Here is a 15745-nt window from a genome sequence, read left to right as displayed (position 1 = left end):
TTTTATATACATTTTATTAAAAAGGAAACCTAATGAAAAAATTTTCTTTAGTCACAGCAGCTTTGATTGCAGGTGTAGCTTTAAATGTAAATGCAGCTACGGTAGCCACCGTTAATGGCAAGAGCATTAGTGATACAGAAGTAAGTGAATTTTTCGCCCCTATGCTTAGAGGACAGGATTTTAAAACTTTGCCAGATAATCAAAAAAAAGCTCTTATTCAGCAATATATTATGCAAGATTTAATTTTGCAAGATGCTAAAAAACAAAATTTAGAAAAAGATCCTTTATACACAAAAGAACTTGATCGTGCAAAAGATGCAATACTTGTTAATGTTTATCAAGAGAAAATTTTAAATACTATTAAAATTGATGCGGCTAAAGTTAAAGCTTTTTATGATCAAAATAAAGACAAATATGTAAAACCTGCAAGAGTGCAAGCAAAACATATCTTAGTAGCGACAGAAAAGGAGGCTAAGGATATTATTAACGAACTTAAAGGTTTAAAAGGTAAAGAACTAGATGCTAAATTTAGCGAGCTTGCTAAAGAGAAATCAATTGATCCAGGTTCAAAAAACCAAGGTGGTGAGCTTGGTTGGTTTGATCAATCAACTATGGTAAAGCCTTTTACAGATGCTGCTTTCGCACTTAAAAATGGTACTATTACTACAACTCCGGTAAAAACGAATTTTGGTTATCATGTAATCTTAAAAGAAAATTCGCAGGCTAAAGGTCAAATCAAATTTGATGAAGTAAAACAAGGTATTGAAAACGGACTTAAATTTGAAGAATTTAAAAAAGTTATCAATCAAAAAGGCCAAGATCTTTTAAATAGTGCTAAAGTGGAATATAAATAATGGGTGTTTTAGACATTGTAAAAGCAGGGGTGATTAGCGGAGATGAGCTTAATAAAGTTTATGATTATGCCAAAGCAGAAGGTTTTGCTATCCCTGCTGTTAATGTTGTAGGAACTGATTCTATTAATGCAGTTTTAGAAGCTGCAAAAAAAGTTAACTCTCCAGTTATTATCCAGTTTTCAAATGGCGGGGCAAAATTTTATGCAGGGAAAAATTGTCCTAATGGAGAAGTTTTAGGTGCAATTAGTGGGGCTAAACATGTGCATTTACTTGCTAAAGCTTATGGTGTACCTGTGATTTTACACACTGATCATGCTGCAAGAAAACTTTTGCCTTGGATTGATGGGCTTATTGAGGCAAATGCACAATATAAAAAAACCCATGGACAAGCTTTATTTAGTTCTCATATGCTTGATCTTAGCGAAGAAAGTTTAGAAGAAAATCTTAGCACTTGTGAAGTTTATCTTCAAAAACTTAATGTTTTAGGTGTCGCGCTTGAAATAGAACTAGGTTGTACAGGTGGCGAAGAAGATGGAGTGGATAATACAGGTATTGATAATTCCAAGCTTTATACCCAACCAGAAGATGTAGCACTTGCATATGAAAGACTTGGAAAAATTAGTGATAAATTTTCAATCGCAGCAAGCTTTGGAAATGTACATGGAGTTTACAAGCCAGGAAATGTTAGTTTACAACCTGAAATTTTAAAAAATTCGCAAAAATTTGTAAAAGATAAATTTGCTTTAAATAGCGATAAGCCTATAAATTTTGTATTTCATGGCGGTAGCGGTAGTGAGCTAAAAGATATTAAAGATGCAGTAAGTTATGGCGTAATTAAGATGAATATTGACACAGATACTCAGTGGGCCTTTTGGGATGGGGTGCGTGAATATGAACTTAAAAATAGGGTTTATTTGCAAGAACAAATTGGAAATCCAGAAGGTGATGACAAGCCAAATAAAAAATACTATGATCCGCGTGTTTGGTTAAGAAGTGGTGAAGAAAGCATGATAAAGCGTCTTGAAGTCGCTTTTGAAGATTTAAACTGTATAAACAAAAACTAAGCATTTTAAAGGCTTAGTTTTATTTTGTTTTAAAAATTTTTATCAAATTAAGTAGCAATCTTTAAAATAAAATTTTTAATGAGGTATTGGTTTCATGGATATTAAATCAGATGAAATTTCAGAACTTGTTTTGCCTGAAGGCAAAGATGCAAGAGGTTCTTTGGTTTATTTTAAAATTATTTTTATTCCAGCTTTTCTTTATATTTTGATTTTATTGGGTTATTTTAATGTAATTGACTTTAAGGTTGAATTACATACGGTTATTATGACAGGTGTGATTTTTTTTACAGCATTGATTTTTGCTAGACATAGTGCTGAGTATGCGTATAGTATTTTTGAACAACAAAAAGATGAATTTAAACAGGCTTTAAAAAGATATATTATGAGGCATTTTCTTGCCATAGGTAAAGACACAAAATCAAATGCCAATTTTGATGACTTTGCTTATACATATATTAAAGGTGCAAGAAATGAGAATTTTGCTAGTATAGGTTCGGCAATTTTTCCAATGATGGGAATTTTAGGGACTTTTATCAGCATAGCTTTTTCAATGCCAAATTTTAGCTCTAGTGATACAGCCGCTTTAGAACAAGAAATTGCAGATTTGTTAAGTGGAGTAGGAACTGCTTTTTATGTTTCAATTTATGGAATTTTTCTTGCATTATGGTGGATGTTTTTTGAAAAATATGGTAAAAGTAAAATAGATCGTTTACTAAATCGTCAAAAAAACGCTACAAGTGGATTTTTTTGGACAAAAGAAGAGCTTGATCAAAGATATTTAACCGAGAGTTTGCAACATTTTGAAAAAATTGGAGCAATTTTTAAACAAGTTAGTAATGATGATTTTTTTGCAGAGCTTGATCATGCTATTGATAGAAAATTTGGTATTTTCCAAGATATGCTAAATGTAGAAGAAAAGGCTATTAGATTAAGTAGTGAACACATCAAACAAACCATGGGTGAGCTTAGTAAAGCACAAAGAGATCAACGCGATCTTGGAAAGCTTTATAGTGAAATGTTAAATGGTATAGGTTTGCTCAATCAAAATTTAAAAGAAATCAATACAAGAATGTCAGAACAATATAATCGCTTGCTCGATATCAGTAGTGATAAAATTCATCATCTTGATAAGACGCTAAGTGCATTCGATGAAAAAGTAGAGCGTTTTGGTAAAAATTTTGAACTTTATGAAAAAGCAATGTTGGAAAGTCAAGAAAAGGTTTTTGAGGGATTTAAAGCAAGCTTGTTTGAAGGTATGCATAAATTTAAAGAAGTATACGAAGAAGAAAAAAGTATCGATGCTAAAATCAAAATGATGGATGAGCTTAAAAAAGAAATGAAAGCACTTGATGAAGAAACAAGTCAAATGATGAGCAAGCTTTCTGGGGGTGAAAATCAGAATAAAGAAAATGAAACCAAACAAATAGAAGATTTTTCAGAGTCTAAGACTGAAGAAAATCAAGATGAAATTCAAGCAGAAATATCTAAGCAAGAAAGCAATGATGAGTTAAAAAATGAAGATAAAGAAAATAAATGAAAAATGAGTCAAAAGAAGATAGCAATTTTTGGATAGCTTATGCTGATTTAATGGCAGGATTGATGTTTGTTTTTATTTTGCTAATAGGTGCTATTGTTGTAAAATATGTTTTAACTCAAAGTGATTTAAAAGAAATCAAAGATAATCTCAATAAACAAGAGGCGCGCTTAGAGGAGAGCAAAGAAGAGCTTAGAAATAAAGAAGCCATAGTGTTTAAACTAAGTTCTGATTTAAACAATGCTTCTAGTGCTTTAAATCTTGCTAATTCTCAAAAAGCAGAATTAGAGGCTAATATTACAAATTACAAGCAGTTAAGTAAAGATTTGAACTCAACTTTAGATAATAAAGATAAGCAAATTTTGATTTTACTAGGTCAACTAGAGAAAAAAGATGAAGAGCTTAAAAATTTACAAGAAGATTTTCAAAAAGCTAAAGAAAAGGTACAAAATCTTGGTTTGATTCGTGAAAATTTAAGCAAGGAATTGCAAAGCAAACTTGATAATAATATCACTATAGATGAAAAGACAGGATCTATTTCTTTGCCTGCTGAAGTACTTTTTGATAAAGATTCTTATATGTTAAAAAATGAGGCAAAGGCAAGTTTGAGAAAAATCTTAAGCGAATATTTTGATGCTATTCTTGAAGATCCAAAAATTTTTTCTAACATTGAAAATATCATTATTGAAGGACATACTGATAGTGATGGATCTTATATTTATAATTTAGATTTGTCGCAAAAAAGAGCTTATGAGGTGATGAATTTTATCTATACTTTTTATAAGGGTGATAAGCTTCAAAAGCTTTTAATGGCAAGTGGACGTTCTTTTTCAGATCCTGTGTTTGTCAACGGAGTTGAAGATAAGGATAAGAGTCGTCGCATAGAAATAAAATTTAGCATTAAAAATGATAATGCTTTAAAGGATGTAGAAAAATTCTTTGAATTTCATTAAAACAATTAGTCCTATACAAAAAATCAATTTTAACGGATTTGAATTTTATATTAAAAGAGATGATTTATTAGGAGAAATTAATGGAAATAAAGCTAGGAAACTTGCTTTTTATATCCATCAAAGATATCCTAAAAATCAATCTTTTGTAAGTTATGGAGGAAGCCAAAGTAATGCTTTGGCGGCATTAAGTATTTTTGCTAAACAAAGATCATATAAGCTTGTTTTTGCTTGTGAAAAAATTTCTACTTTTCTTAAGAATAATCCTTGTGGAAACTATGCTTTAGCTTTAGAAAATGGTGTTGATTTTGTAGAAAATATCCATTCTTTATCCTTAAAGCAATTTGCTTTTTCTTTGTGTAAAAAAGATGATATTTTTATAGAACAAGGCATAGCTAATTTAGAAGCTCAATATGGCTATATGGAACTTGCTCAAGAAATTCAAATGCAAAGTCAAAGTTTAAAGCTTGATTTTGATATTTTTTTACCTTCGGGTACAGGCACTTCGGCAGCTTTTTTGGCAAAGTATTCTAAATTTAAAGTATTTACTTGCGCTTGTGTAGGTGATATTAAATATCTTAAAAAACAAATTTTAACATTAGATCCAAGCTATGATTTTTCAAATTTAGAATTTTTAACAAGTGATAAAAAATATCACTTTGCTAGACCGTATAAAGAATTTTATGAGCTTTATATGGATTTAAAGTTAAAGTGCAATATAGAATTTGATTTGTTGTATGATATTTTAGGATTAAGTATAGCATTAAAACAAGAGTGGAAAAAACCATTGCTTTATATACATCAAGGTGGAATTTTAGGAAATCTCACTATGTTAGAGAGATATAAATTTAAAAAATTAGTTTAAAATTCCATAGATAAAAATGATTAAAATAATCAAAGGTACTATATATTTTACATAATAAAACCAAATTCCAAACCATGAACTTTTAAGTGTATTGTTATTGCTAAGTTCTTTTAGACTTTCTTGTTTGCCTAAAATCCAACCTACATAAATGCAGCAAAAAAATGCAGTTAAAACAAACAAAATATTTCCACTAATGAAATCAAAACTATCAAAAATGTTTTTTCCTTTTATGATAACAATGTCACGCCAAGGCCCATAAGTTAGAATACAAGGAAGATTGCCAAGTATGAAGATAAACCCTAGAGTTAGGTTAATAGAAAGATTTTTAGAATATTTAAATTTTTCTTCTAATACGCTAATAATAACTTGATAAATTGGCAAGCTTGTGGTTAAAGCTGCAATCAAGAGTAAGACAAAAAATAAAATACACACAATGGTGCCAAAATGGATATGAGAAAATGCTATAGGTAAAGTTTCAAAAACCAAAGAAGGCCCGCTATCTGGAGCAAGTCCCGCTGAGAAAAGTGCTGGAAAAATCATAAAACCAGCCAAAACAGCTATGATAGTATTTAAAACCCCTGTATAAATAGCGGTTTTTGCCATATTTTCATTTTTATTAAGATGAGATGAAAGTGTTATCATTACCCCAAAACCTAAGGATAAAGCAAAAAAGACTTGTCCTAAAACATCGATTAAAAGTTTTGGTGATAAAATTTTACTAAAATCAGGTTCAAGATAAAATTTAACTCCAGCCATAGCTCCATCAAGGGTTAAATTGCGTCCCACAACAATAATAAGACAGATAAATAATAAAGGCATTAAAAATTTTACGGATTTTTCTATACCATCTATAATGCCTCTTTTTAAAATAATATAATTAATAATTACAAAAACAGTGGTAAAAATACCAACTCCTAAAGGATTGAAGGCTATTTTGTCGTTAAAAAACTGATGAGTAAATTCTTTGCTTACTACATTGGCAAGGCTAAAATTCCCTAGGGTTAATTCCCAAATATAAACTAAAACCCATCCTCCAAGTACCATGTAGTAAGCCATTATGCCAAAGCTTCCTAAAAGTCCCATATATCCAATACTTTGCCATTTTTGTTTAAAAGCATCTACGCTATTTGTCATCGCTTTTCTGCCTATGACATTTTCAACTAAAATAACAGGAATGCCTATGATAATCATAGCTATACAAAAAACTAATACATAAGCACCGCCACCATTTTCTCCTACAAGATAAGGAAAACGCCAAGTTGCTCCAAACCCTATGGTTGCTCCAGCAACTGTTAGAATATAAGTTAGTGTGCTGCTCCATGTTTGTCTTTGCATGATTATCCTTTCAAAAAAGAATTATTTTACCTAAAAATAACTTTAAAAACTTATAAGCTATCCATATAGCTTATATCGTAAGTATTTTTTAAGCGTTTGTGTATCGTTTCGTGCCAATTTTGAGATATGAAAGAGTTTAATTTTCTAATTTATCTAATAAATTCGGATTTTGTCTAAGAGCTTGATGTAGGGAGTAAAAAAGTTGATCGAGTTCAAATACACTAAGTGAAGTAGAATTTTTTTCTAAAATTTTAATGTTTTCATGCTTTCGTATTTGTCCAACTTGTAAAACTTTATAATACCATCCACTCAAACCCGTTTTAAAAATTTCATGTGTAAAATTTGAATTATTGTGAATTTTAGAAATTTTTACACAAGGTTTTCTAGGTTCGCTTACTTGCAGTATTGCATTTGAAATTTGATGTATATCACCTATGCAAACATTTTGTTCACAAAGCCCATCGATGCTCACATTTTCATCCATTGAGCCAAAATTTAGCTTTTTATTAAGAAATCTTTCCCATATATAATAAGTTTTGACAAGAGTTGGCAAAAATAAGCCTTATGGTAGCCTCCATGATGAATTTTATCAGCTATTTGATCATCTAAAATACCTAGAAAATTAATTTGTGTTTCTTCTAGATAAGTATCTTTAATAAATACGTTTTGGAAATTTTTATAGTTTTTAATTTTACCTATTTGCAAACTTTGAATTTTCATGGTTCTAGTTTTTTTAATAAATCATCAGCACTGATAAAACCCGTGATTTTTAATTTTTCTTTTCCATTTTCAAAGAAAATTAAAACAGGTGGGCCAAAAACATTAAATTCTTTCATGGTTTTAATTTGCTCATTATTATTTTCGCTTACATCAACTTTGATAAGTTTGTAATTTTGCATTTCTTGTATGATTCTTTCATCGCTAAAGGTTAATTCATCTAAAAGTTTGCAATTTTCACACCAAGATGCAGTAAAATCAAGCATTATGGGCTTTGTATTTGTTTGTATTTCTTGCTTTAATTGTTCAAAATTGTTGATATAATCATAGCTTAAAGCATGTTTTGAAGCAGATATAGTATTGAAATTTAAAGGATTTAAGAAATTTTTAGCCCCAAAAAGTCCCCCTAGGAAAATACTTAGAGAATAAGTTAAAATAAGAATTAAAATACTTTTTTTAATTTTAGAAATTATTGTAAAACTTTTTTCAAAAATTCCCATAAAGACACTAAAAAATACTCCTAAAATTCCATAGGCAATTAAAATGTAATTTTCTTCAATAATTCTAGAAAGTATCCAAATAGCCATAGCCAACATAACAAAACCAAAGAAAATTTTTACTTTTTCCATCCAAAAACCAGGTTTAATAAAACCTAATCCTAAGCCTATGAAAAGCAAAGGTATGCCCATGCCAAAACTCATGATAAAAAGCGCACTACCACCTAACAAAGCATCGCCCGTATTGGCTATATAAATTAAAGCACCTGCCAAAGGAGCTGCTACGCAAGGACCTACTATTAAAGCAGATAAAAATCCCATGATGGCTATACCTAAAACTCCTTTCCCTTTTTCGCTTTTTTTATGTATAAAGGTTTGAAATTTTAATGGCAATTCAAAACGAAAAGCTCCAAACATAGCAAAAGCAAAAGCTATGAAAATTAGAGCAAAAAGAATTAAAATAATAGGTTTTTGTAAAATTCCTTGAATACTTGCTCCTAGAAAACTTGCTATAACTCCAGCAATAGCATAGGCTAAAGACATGAAAAAAACATAGATAAAAGAGAGAAAAAAACTATATTTTTTTGAAAATTTAGCATTACTTTTTGCTACGATAAGAGAAGATAAAATCGGAATCATAGGTAAAATACAAGGTGTTAAGGAGAGTAAAAGTCCATAGCCAAAAAAACTTAGCAAAATCCAAAAAAAGTTATCTGTTGCTAAAAAATTTGCTATAGAGCTTTCTTCAGATTCAATTTTAGTTTTTTTATCTGTTTTTTGAGTTTTGTAAGGTTTTGAAATTTCAAAAGCATCTTTTTTAGAAATGAGATCAAAGTACCAAGTTTGAGGATTATAACACAAGCCTTGTTCGGAACAACCTTGAAATTCGAGTTTGATTAAATTTGTGGTATTTTTTGCAAAGCGCTCTAGTAATAAATTTGGCAAAGCTAAATTTAATTTTTGATAATAAACATTTTCATTATCTCTTGTAGAACTTTGAGGTAGATTAATCAAAGAACTTATATCTTTTTCGTTTATATATAATTTAAGTTTATTAGAATAAAGATAAATATCTTTTCCAAGTTCAATATCAATTGAGATAGAGTTATTATAAGAGTTTGATTTTACATTAAAAGCTTCCTTTAAAGACAATATAGAAGCAAAACATAAACAAAAACTTAATAAAATAATACCAAAAATACGCATAAATTTCCTAAAAACTTATTTTTTCCTTTATTTTTAGCTTCAATTATAATTTATTATGGTAAATTTGCTTTAAATACTTTATAAAGGTTTGAAAATGCAAGAAAATAATTCTCCAAAAACGCAAGTGGCTGTTAAAAAGAATGAAATTTATGTTTCTGTTAAAAGAAAGAAAAGTACAATAGAATATGAAAAAGATTTAAAGAATTTGCAAATTGAGCTTTTGAAATTTCAAAATCATGTTAAAGCCAAAGGTTTAAAGGTTCTTATACTTATAGAAGGGCGTGATGCGGCTGGAAAAGGTGGAGCGATTAAACGTTTGATTGAGCATTTAAATCCGCGTGGTTGCCGTGTTGTGGCTCTTGAAAAACCTAGTGATGTGGAAAAAACACAGTGGTATTTTCAGCGTTATATAGCACATTTGCCCTCAGCCGGTGAGATTGTGATTTTTGACAGATCTTGGTATAATCGTGCAGGAGTAGAACCGGTTATGGGTTTTTGTACACCGCAACAACATAAGGATTTTTTAAGAGAGGTGCCTTTGTTTGAAAATATGATTTCAAATAGTGATATTATTTTTTTTAAATTTTATTTTTCAGTATCAAAAGATGAGCAAAAAAAACGTTTTGAAAAACGCCGAAGTGATCCACTTAAACAATATAAATTATCTCCTGTGGATCAAAAATCGCAAGAATTATGGGATAAATATACTTTAGCTAAATACTCTATGCTTTTAGCATCTAATACTCCAACTTGTCCTTGGACTATTATTTCTTCTGATGATAAGAAAAAAGCAAGATTAAATTTATTGCGTTTTATACTTTCTAAGGTAGAATATCCAAATAAAAAAACTGGAGATTTTTCCAAAATTGATGCAAAATTAGTGCGTAGCGGAGAAGAAGAAATACGAAAAATGGAGGCGAATTTGGAAAAACTTGACAGTAAAAAAGCAGATGAAAAAATAAAAGATTTAGATTAAGGAAAAGAATGCAAAAGCTGGTTGAAAATTTAGCACTAAAGTACTATGATAAAGTAGTTGATTTAAGACATCAAATTCATATGCATCCTGAGCTTGAATTTGAAGAAGAAAATACAGCTCGTTTAGTGTGTAAAATTTTAGATGAGTTTGGCATTAAATATCAAAAAAATATTGCAAAAACAGGAATTTTAGCTACTATAGAAGGAAAAAAGAAGAGTCAGAAAAAACCAAAATGCGTTCTTTTAAGAGCGGATATGGATGCTTTGCTTGTACAAGAAAAAACTAATCTAAGTTATGCTTCAAAAATTGATGGTAAGATGCACGCATGTGGACATGATGGACATACAGCAGGACTTTTGGGAGCTGCTTTGATATTAAATGAGCTCAAAGATGAATTTTGTGGCACGATTAAATTTATGTTTCAGCCCGCAGAAGAGGGAAGCGGTGGAGCTAAACCTATGATAGAATCAGGTGTATTGGAAAATCCTTATGTTGATGCGGTTTTTGGTTGTCATTTATGGGGGTCTTTGCTTGAAAATACTGCTCAAATTGTAAGTGGCGAAATGATGGCTGGAACGGATATTTTTGATTTGGAATTTATTGGCAGAGGAGGACATGGAGCTCATCCGCATACTTGTATAGATCCTATAATTATGGCAACGCAATTTGTAAATAATATACAAAGTGTTGTTTCTAGGCGTTTAGCCCCTTATGAAGCAGGGGTGATTACCGTAGGTCAAATTTGTGCAGGAACTACTTATAATGTTATTCCTACAAATGCTTATTTAAAAGGAACTGTGCGTTTTTTAAATGATAAAACACAAGATATTTTAAAAAGTTCTCTAGAAGAAGTGGCTGCTGCTACAGCAAAATCTAATGGTGGAGATTATAAGCTTAAATATACTAAAGAATTTCCTCCATTGATTAATGATGAAAAAGCTGCTTTAATAGCAAGAAAAGCTTTTGCAAAGGTCTTAGGAGAAGAAAATATCATTGTTTCTTCTAAACCTGACATGGGGGCTGAAGATTTTGCTTTTTTAACACGAGAAAGAATGGGAGCTTATGTATTTGTTGGAATTTCAAAGGATTTAAATCATCTAGCTTTGCACCATAGTTCTACTTTTTGTTGGGATGATGAAAATTTAAAAGTTTTAATGCAGGGTGATGTGATGATGGCTTTAGAATTTTTAAATTTATAAAATAGAATTAAAAATTCACAAAAAATTCACAAAAAATGAGTAAAATTTAATCTTGATTTTTCTTTAGGATTTGTTATTATGAAAAAGAAGATTGTTTTAATCATTTTAATTGCAATACTTGGAAGTGTTGGGGCTTATTTTATTTTTTTTAATAATGATGAAAAAATCAGCTATTTAACTCAAAAAATACAAAAAAAAGATATATCTCAAACCATAGAGGCAGTAGGAAAGGTATATGCCAAAGATCAAGTCGATGTGGGTGCTCAAGTTAGCGGACAAATTATAAAACTTTATGTTGATGTGGGAACTCATGTAAAGCAAGGTGATTTGATCGCTCAAATTGACAAAGATAAACAACAAAACGATTTAGATATTACAAAAGCTCAGCTTGAAAGCGCTAAGGCTAATTTAGAGAGTAAAAAAGTTGCTCTTGAGATTGCGAATAAGCAGTATCAAAGAGAGCAAAAACTTTATGCAGCTAAAGCAAGTTCTCTTGAAAATTTAGAAACTCAAAAAAATAATTATTATACTTTAAAAGCTAATGTTGCAGAGCTTAATGCTCAAGTAGTTCAGCTTGAAATCACTCTTAAAAATGCACAAAAAGATTTAGGTTATACAACCATTACTGCTCCTATGGATGGTGTTGTGATTAATGTAGCTGTAGATGAAGGACAAACAGTTAATGCTAATCAAAACACTCCTACTATAGTCCGTATAGCTAATTTAGACGAAATGGAAGTAAGAATGGAAATAGCAGAGGCTGATGTGAGTAAGATAAAAGTAGGAACAGAGCTTGATTTTTCTTTGCTTAATGATCCTCAAAAAACTTATCATGCTACTATTGCAAGTATAGATCCAGCTGATACTGAAGTGAGTGATTCTAGTACAAGCTCAAGCTCATCAAGTTCGAGTTCTTCAAGCTCAAGCTCATCAAATGCTATTTATTATTACGCAAAATTTTATGTAGCCAATAAAGATGATTTTTTGCGTATTGGTATGAGTATACAAAATGAAATTGTCGTAGCGAGTGCAAAGGCTGTTTTAGCAGTGCCAACTTATGCAATTAAAAGCGATCCAAAAGGCTATTATGTTGAAATTTTAGAAAATCAAAAAGCTGTTAAAAAATATGTCAAACTTGGCATTAAAGATTCTATCAACACTCAAATTTTAGAAGGTGTAAATGAAAATGAAGAATTGATAGTAAGCTCAAGTGCTGATGGCTTAGCTCCTAAAATGAAGTTGAGATTTTAATGATTTTTCTTAAAAATATTTGCAAGAATATAGGCGAAAATGCCATTTTAAAAAATGTAAGTTTAAGTATAGAAAAAGGTGAATTTGTTGCCATTATAGGACAAAGTGGAAGTGGTAAAACTTCACTTTTGAATATCATAGGAACATTAGATACACCAAGTAGTGGAACTTATGTTTTTGATGAGTATGAAGTCACTAAACTTAATAACGATGAAAAAGCAAGATTAAGGCGTGAAAAAATAGGCTTTATATTTCAAAGATATAATCTTTTAAGCTTGCTTAGTGCTAAAGAAAATGTCTCTTTACCTGCAGTTTATGCGGGAAAAAATTTACAAGAAAGAAGTCAAAACGCTAAAAAACTTTTAAATGATTTAGAACTAGCTCATAAGTTAGATTCTAAACCGAATGAATTAAGCGGAGGACAGCAACAACGCGTTTCTATAGCAAGAGCTTTAATGAATGGTGGAGAGCTTATTTTGGCTGATGAGCCAACGGGAGCTTTGGATAGTAAAAGCGGTATTATGGTACTTGAAATTTTACAAAAACTTAACGCGCAAGGTCATACTATAGTCTTAGTAACTCACGATCCAAAAATCGCAGCACAAGCTAAAAGGGTTATAGAGATTAAAGATGGAGAAATTTTAAGCGATACTAAAAAGGAAAAAGCTCAAGAAAAACTCACTTTAAAAACAATGTCTAAAGAGAAAAAAACATTTACTTTGCTTAAAAATCAAGCCTTTGAGTGTTTTAAGATAGCTTATTCTTCTATACTTGTGCACAAACTTCGTTCTATTTTAACTATGCTTGGAATCATCATAGGTATTGCTTCTGTAGTTTGTGTTGTAGCTTTAGGATTGGGCTCGCAAGCTAAAGTGCTTGAGTCTATTGCGAGACTTGGGACAAATACTATTGAAATTCGCCCTGGAAAAGGGTTTGGGGATTTGCGTTCGGGTAAAACAAGGCTTAATTTTAGCGATTTAGAAACGCTAAGATCCCTAGAATATTTAGAAGCAGTGGATGCTCATTCAAATACTTCAGGTGTGGCAACTTATACCAATATTTCTTTAAGTGCAAGAGCTGAAGGAGTGGGGGTAAATAATTTTGCTATAGAAGGTTTAAGGATAGATGCGGGAAGAATTTTAAATAATGATGATGTAAAAAATAGTACCAATGTTGCTGTGCTAGATTTTAATGCTAAAAAAAATCTTTTTCCTGATGAAAAAAGTGAAAATATTTTAGGTCGTGTGGTACTTTTTAATTCTCAACCTTTTAAGATCATAGGAGTTTTGCAAAAAGATACAGACAAACCTATAGAAGATAATGTAGTGCGTCTTTATATACCCTATACAACACTGATGAATAAGCTTACAGGAGATAGAAATTTGCGTGAAATTATAGTTAAGGTTAAAGATGATGTGAGTTCAACTTTGGCTGAAAATGCTATTATAAGAATTTTAGAAATTAAACGCGGACAAAAGGATTTTTTTACTTTTAATTCTGACACCTTTAAGCAAGCTATTACAGCAAATAAACGCACTACAACCATACTTACCGCTTGTGTGGCTGTGATTGCTTTGATTGTTGGGGGTATAGGAGTGATGAACATCATGCTTGTTTCTGTAAGTGAAAGAACAAGAGAAATAGGCATACGCATGGCTATAGGAGCTAGAAGAGAAGATATTATGATGCAGTTTTTAATCGAAGCGGTTATGATTTGTACTATAGGGGCGATTTTAGGTGTGATTTTATCGATTTTTGTTATTTTTGCTTTTAATACTTTAAGTACTGATTTTCCTATGATTTTAAATGCCTATTCTGTGCTTTTGGGACTTTTAAGTTCTATGTTTATCGGTGTGGTTTTTGGTTTTTTCCCTGCAAGAAATGCAGCAAATTTAAATCCTATTAGTGCATTATCAAAGGAATAAAATGAAAATAATACTTAGCATTTTTTTAGCATTTTTTTTGAGTGCTTGTGGTGCAAAACTTAGCTTGCCTAAAGAAGTTGATTTAACCCAAGAACAAATGAAAGATTTAAATCTTACTTATGATTGGTATAAATCCTATGATAATGCAAAATTAAATGAATTTCTAAATTTTGTTTTATTGAATAATAGCGATATTAATATTGCTAGAAAAACTTTGCTTTCAGCTTTGTCTAGAGCCGATTTGATTGATTATGATTTATATCCGACTTTAAGTGGAAATTTGGGTTTTGGTGGAGATAAAGATTTAAATTCAGGCAAACAAAGTAAAAATTTCAATCATTCTTTAAATTTAAGCTATGAGCTTGATATTTATGGAAAATTAAGAGATAGTGCAAGTGCGAGTGAATTTAGTGCAAAAGCAAGTGCTTATGATCTTGAAAATTTAAAAATAAGCATGATCAATACAGCTTTAAATGATGTTTTTGAGCTGGCTTATTTTAACGATGTAGATAAATTGCTTCGAGCTTATCTTTCAAATTTAGAACAAATGAAAGAGCTTTATAGTTATAAATACAAGCTTGGAAAAATAGAAGAATTAGATCTTTTAAACATAGAACAAAGCTTATTAAGAGCTAAACAAAATTTATTAAGCAATGATCAAAATCGTAATTTACTCATAAAAAATTTACAAGATTTATTAGCAAAGCAAGAAGGTTTTGCTTACATAGAGTATTTTAAAACTTTATCTTTAAATGATTTTAAAACCTTAAGTCCTGATTTTAATATACCTTTAAAAGCTTTAGCGTACCGTGCAGATGTGAGATCTAAACTCAATAGCTTAAAATCAGCCTTTAAGGATTATTCTTCCATACAAAAATCTATTTTGCCTAGTATTTCTTTAGGTGGAGCATTAAGTGGGAGTGATAAAAAAATTGATGATAGTTTTAAATTTGAAATTTTAAGTGGTAATGTTAAGATTTCTTTACCTTTCTTAGATTATGGTAGAGTAAAGCAAAATATCAAAATTTCTCAATTTACCTATGAGCAACTTTTAATTTCTTATGAGCAAGCCTTCCAAAGTGCGATGAATGAATTTGCATTGAATTATAAAGATTATCAAAGTAACACCTTACTTTTGCAAAATTTGCAAAGTATTAACATTAAACAAGAGCTTATCACTAAGGCGTATTATGAAAAATATATTTTAGGAAAAAGTGAATTAAAAGATTATTTGGATGCAAACAATACTTTAAAATCTACCCAGCAAGAATTTTTAAGAGCTAGATTTAATCTTTTAAAAACCATTAATTCTTACTATCAAATCACAGCTTTAAGTTTTAATGATGAAAGCTTAGAATTTCCTAAGTATTAA

General features: G+C 30.3%; 12 protein-coding genes and 1 pseudogene. 10 read left to right on the top strand and 3 right to left on the bottom strand.

Annotated elements, in window-relative coordinates; all coding sequences use genetic code 11:
• Positions 1 to 32: 32 nt before the first annotated feature.
• The 5 genes from peb4 to ELQ09_RS06070 all read left to right on the top strand — a co-directional run bounded on the left by peb4 (position 33) and on the right by ELQ09_RS06070 (position 5267).
• Positions 33 to 854, top strand: coding sequence for a peptidylprolyl isomerase PEB4 (peb4, locus tag ELQ09_RS06090; protein WP_070316922.1), 822 nt, complete (start codon positions 33 to 35; stop codon positions 852 to 854).
• Positions 854 to 1918 carry a class II fructose-bisphosphate aldolase gene (fbaA, locus tag ELQ09_RS06085; protein WP_134263841.1) on the top strand — a complete coding sequence of 355 codons (1065 nt, stop codon included), beginning with the start codon at positions 854 to 856 and terminating at the stop codon, positions 1916 to 1918. The genes peb4 and fbaA overlap by 1 nt, the downstream gene beginning before the upstream one ends.
• Before the next feature lie 94 nt (positions 1919 to 2012).
• On the top strand, positions 2013 to 3455 hold the full coding sequence (locus ELQ09_RS06080) for a MotA/TolQ/ExbB proton channel family protein (RefSeq protein ID WP_070316924.1): 1443 nt from the start codon (positions 2013 to 2015) through the stop codon (positions 3453 to 3455).
• A complete protein-coding gene (locus ELQ09_RS06075) occupies positions 3452 to 4405 on the top strand; it encodes an OmpA family protein (RefSeq protein ID WP_134263840.1) in 954 nt (317 codons plus the stop codon). The genes ELQ09_RS06080 and ELQ09_RS06075 overlap by 4 nt, the downstream gene beginning before the upstream one ends.
• Positions 4392 to 5267, top strand: a complete 876-nt coding sequence (locus ELQ09_RS06070; protein WP_134263839.1) for a 1-aminocyclopropane-1-carboxylate deaminase/D-cysteine desulfhydrase — start codon at positions 4392 to 4394, stop codon at positions 5265 to 5267. Before ELQ09_RS06075 ends, ELQ09_RS06070 begins: the two co-directional genes overlap by 14 nt.
• Here ELQ09_RS06070 and ELQ09_RS06065 read toward each other — a convergent pair.
• From ELQ09_RS06065 to ELQ09_RS06055, 3 genes and pseudogenes are all read right to left on the bottom strand, one after another.
• A complete protein-coding gene (locus ELQ09_RS06065; RefSeq protein WP_002852070.1) occupies positions 5259 to 6602 on the bottom strand; it encodes a sodium-dependent transporter in 1344 nt (447 codons plus the stop codon). The two genes, ELQ09_RS06070 and ELQ09_RS06065, sit on opposite strands and share 9 nt — an antisense overlap.
• Positions 6603 to 6652: 50 nt before the next feature.
• Positions 6653 to 7322: pseudogene (locus ELQ09_RS06060) on the bottom strand (MOSC domain-containing protein).
• A complete protein-coding gene (locus ELQ09_RS06055) occupies positions 7319 to 9022 on the bottom strand; it encodes a protein-disulfide reductase DsbD (RefSeq protein WP_070316928.1) in 1704 nt (567 codons plus the stop codon). Before ELQ09_RS06055 ends, ELQ09_RS06060 begins: the two are co-directional and overlap by 4 nt.
• A 94-nt stretch (positions 9023 to 9116) precedes the next feature.
• Between ELQ09_RS06055 and ppk2 the strand changes: the two genes are divergently transcribed.
• From ppk2 to ELQ09_RS06030, 5 genes are all read left to right on the top strand, one after another.
• The gene (gene ppk2, locus ELQ09_RS06050; protein WP_070316929.1) at positions 9117 to 9998 is read left to right on the top strand and encodes a polyphosphate kinase 2; all 882 of its coding nucleotides are present in this window, start codon (positions 9117 to 9119) and stop codon (positions 9996 to 9998) included.
• 8 nt (positions 9999 to 10006) lie between these two features.
• A complete protein-coding gene (locus ELQ09_RS06045; protein ID WP_134263838.1) occupies positions 10007 to 11197 on the top strand; it encodes a M20 family metallopeptidase in 1191 nt (396 codons plus the stop codon).
• Between the two features lie 78 nt (positions 11198 to 11275).
• Positions 11276 to 12448 carry an efflux RND transporter periplasmic adaptor subunit gene (locus tag ELQ09_RS06040; RefSeq protein ID WP_070276045.1) on the top strand — a complete coding sequence of 391 codons (1173 nt, stop codon included), beginning with the start codon at positions 11276 to 11278 and terminating at the stop codon, positions 12446 to 12448.
• Complete coding sequence (locus ELQ09_RS06035; protein ID WP_134263837.1) at positions 12448 to 14373, top strand: ABC transporter permease; 1926 nt, start codon at positions 12448 to 12450, stop codon at positions 14371 to 14373. The genes ELQ09_RS06040 and ELQ09_RS06035 overlap by 1 nt, the downstream gene beginning before the upstream one ends.
• Position 14374: 1 nt before the next feature.
• Entirely contained in the window at positions 14375 to 15745 is a 1371-nt protein-coding gene (locus ELQ09_RS06030; RefSeq protein WP_134263836.1) for a TolC family protein, read from the top strand.

It is taken from the genome of Campylobacter sp. CH186 (assembly GCF_004378925.1).
In the GTDB taxonomy this organism is placed as follows: domain Bacteria; phylum Campylobacterota; class Campylobacteria; order Campylobacterales; family Campylobacteraceae; genus Campylobacter_D; species Campylobacter_D jejuni.
The sequence above is the reverse complement of the archived record's forward strand: the minus strand, read 5'-3'. Positions and strand labels throughout refer to the sequence as shown.

Coding starts and splice junctions, on each gene's coding strand:
- peb4 (WP_070316922.1), top strand. CDS start 33: ATGAAAAAATTTTCTTTAGTCACAGCAGCTTTGATTGCAGGTGTAGCT.
- fbaA (WP_134263841.1), top strand. CDS start 854: ATGGGTGTTTTAGACATTGTAAAAGCAGGGGTGATTAGCGGAGATGAG.
- ELQ09_RS06080 (WP_070316924.1), top strand. CDS start 2,013: ATGGATATTAAATCAGATGAAATTTCAGAACTTGTTTTGCCTGAAGGC.
- ELQ09_RS06075 (WP_134263840.1), top strand. CDS start 3,452: ATGAAAAATGAGTCAAAAGAAGATAGCAATTTTTGGATAGCTTATGCT.
- ELQ09_RS06065 (WP_002852070.1), bottom strand. CDS start 6,602: ATGCAAAGACAAACATGGAGCAGCACACTAACTTATATTCTAACAGTT.
- ELQ09_RS06055 (WP_070316928.1), bottom strand. CDS start 9,022: ATGCGTATTTTTGGTATTATTTTATTAAGTTTTTGTTTATGTTTTGCT.
- ppk2 (WP_070316929.1), top strand. CDS start 9,117: ATGCAAGAAAATAATTCTCCAAAAACGCAAGTGGCTGTTAAAAAGAAT.
- ELQ09_RS06045 (WP_134263838.1), top strand. CDS start 10,007: ATGCAAAAGCTGGTTGAAAATTTAGCACTAAAGTACTATGATAAAGTA.
- ELQ09_RS06040 (WP_070276045.1), top strand. CDS start 11,276: ATGAAAAAGAAGATTGTTTTAATCATTTTAATTGCAATACTTGGAAGT.
- ELQ09_RS06035 (WP_134263837.1), top strand. CDS start 12,448: ATGATTTTTCTTAAAAATATTTGCAAGAATATAGGCGAAAATGCCATT.
- ELQ09_RS06030 (WP_134263836.1), top strand. CDS start 14,375: ATGAAAATAATACTTAGCATTTTTTTAGCATTTTTTTTGAGTGCTTGT.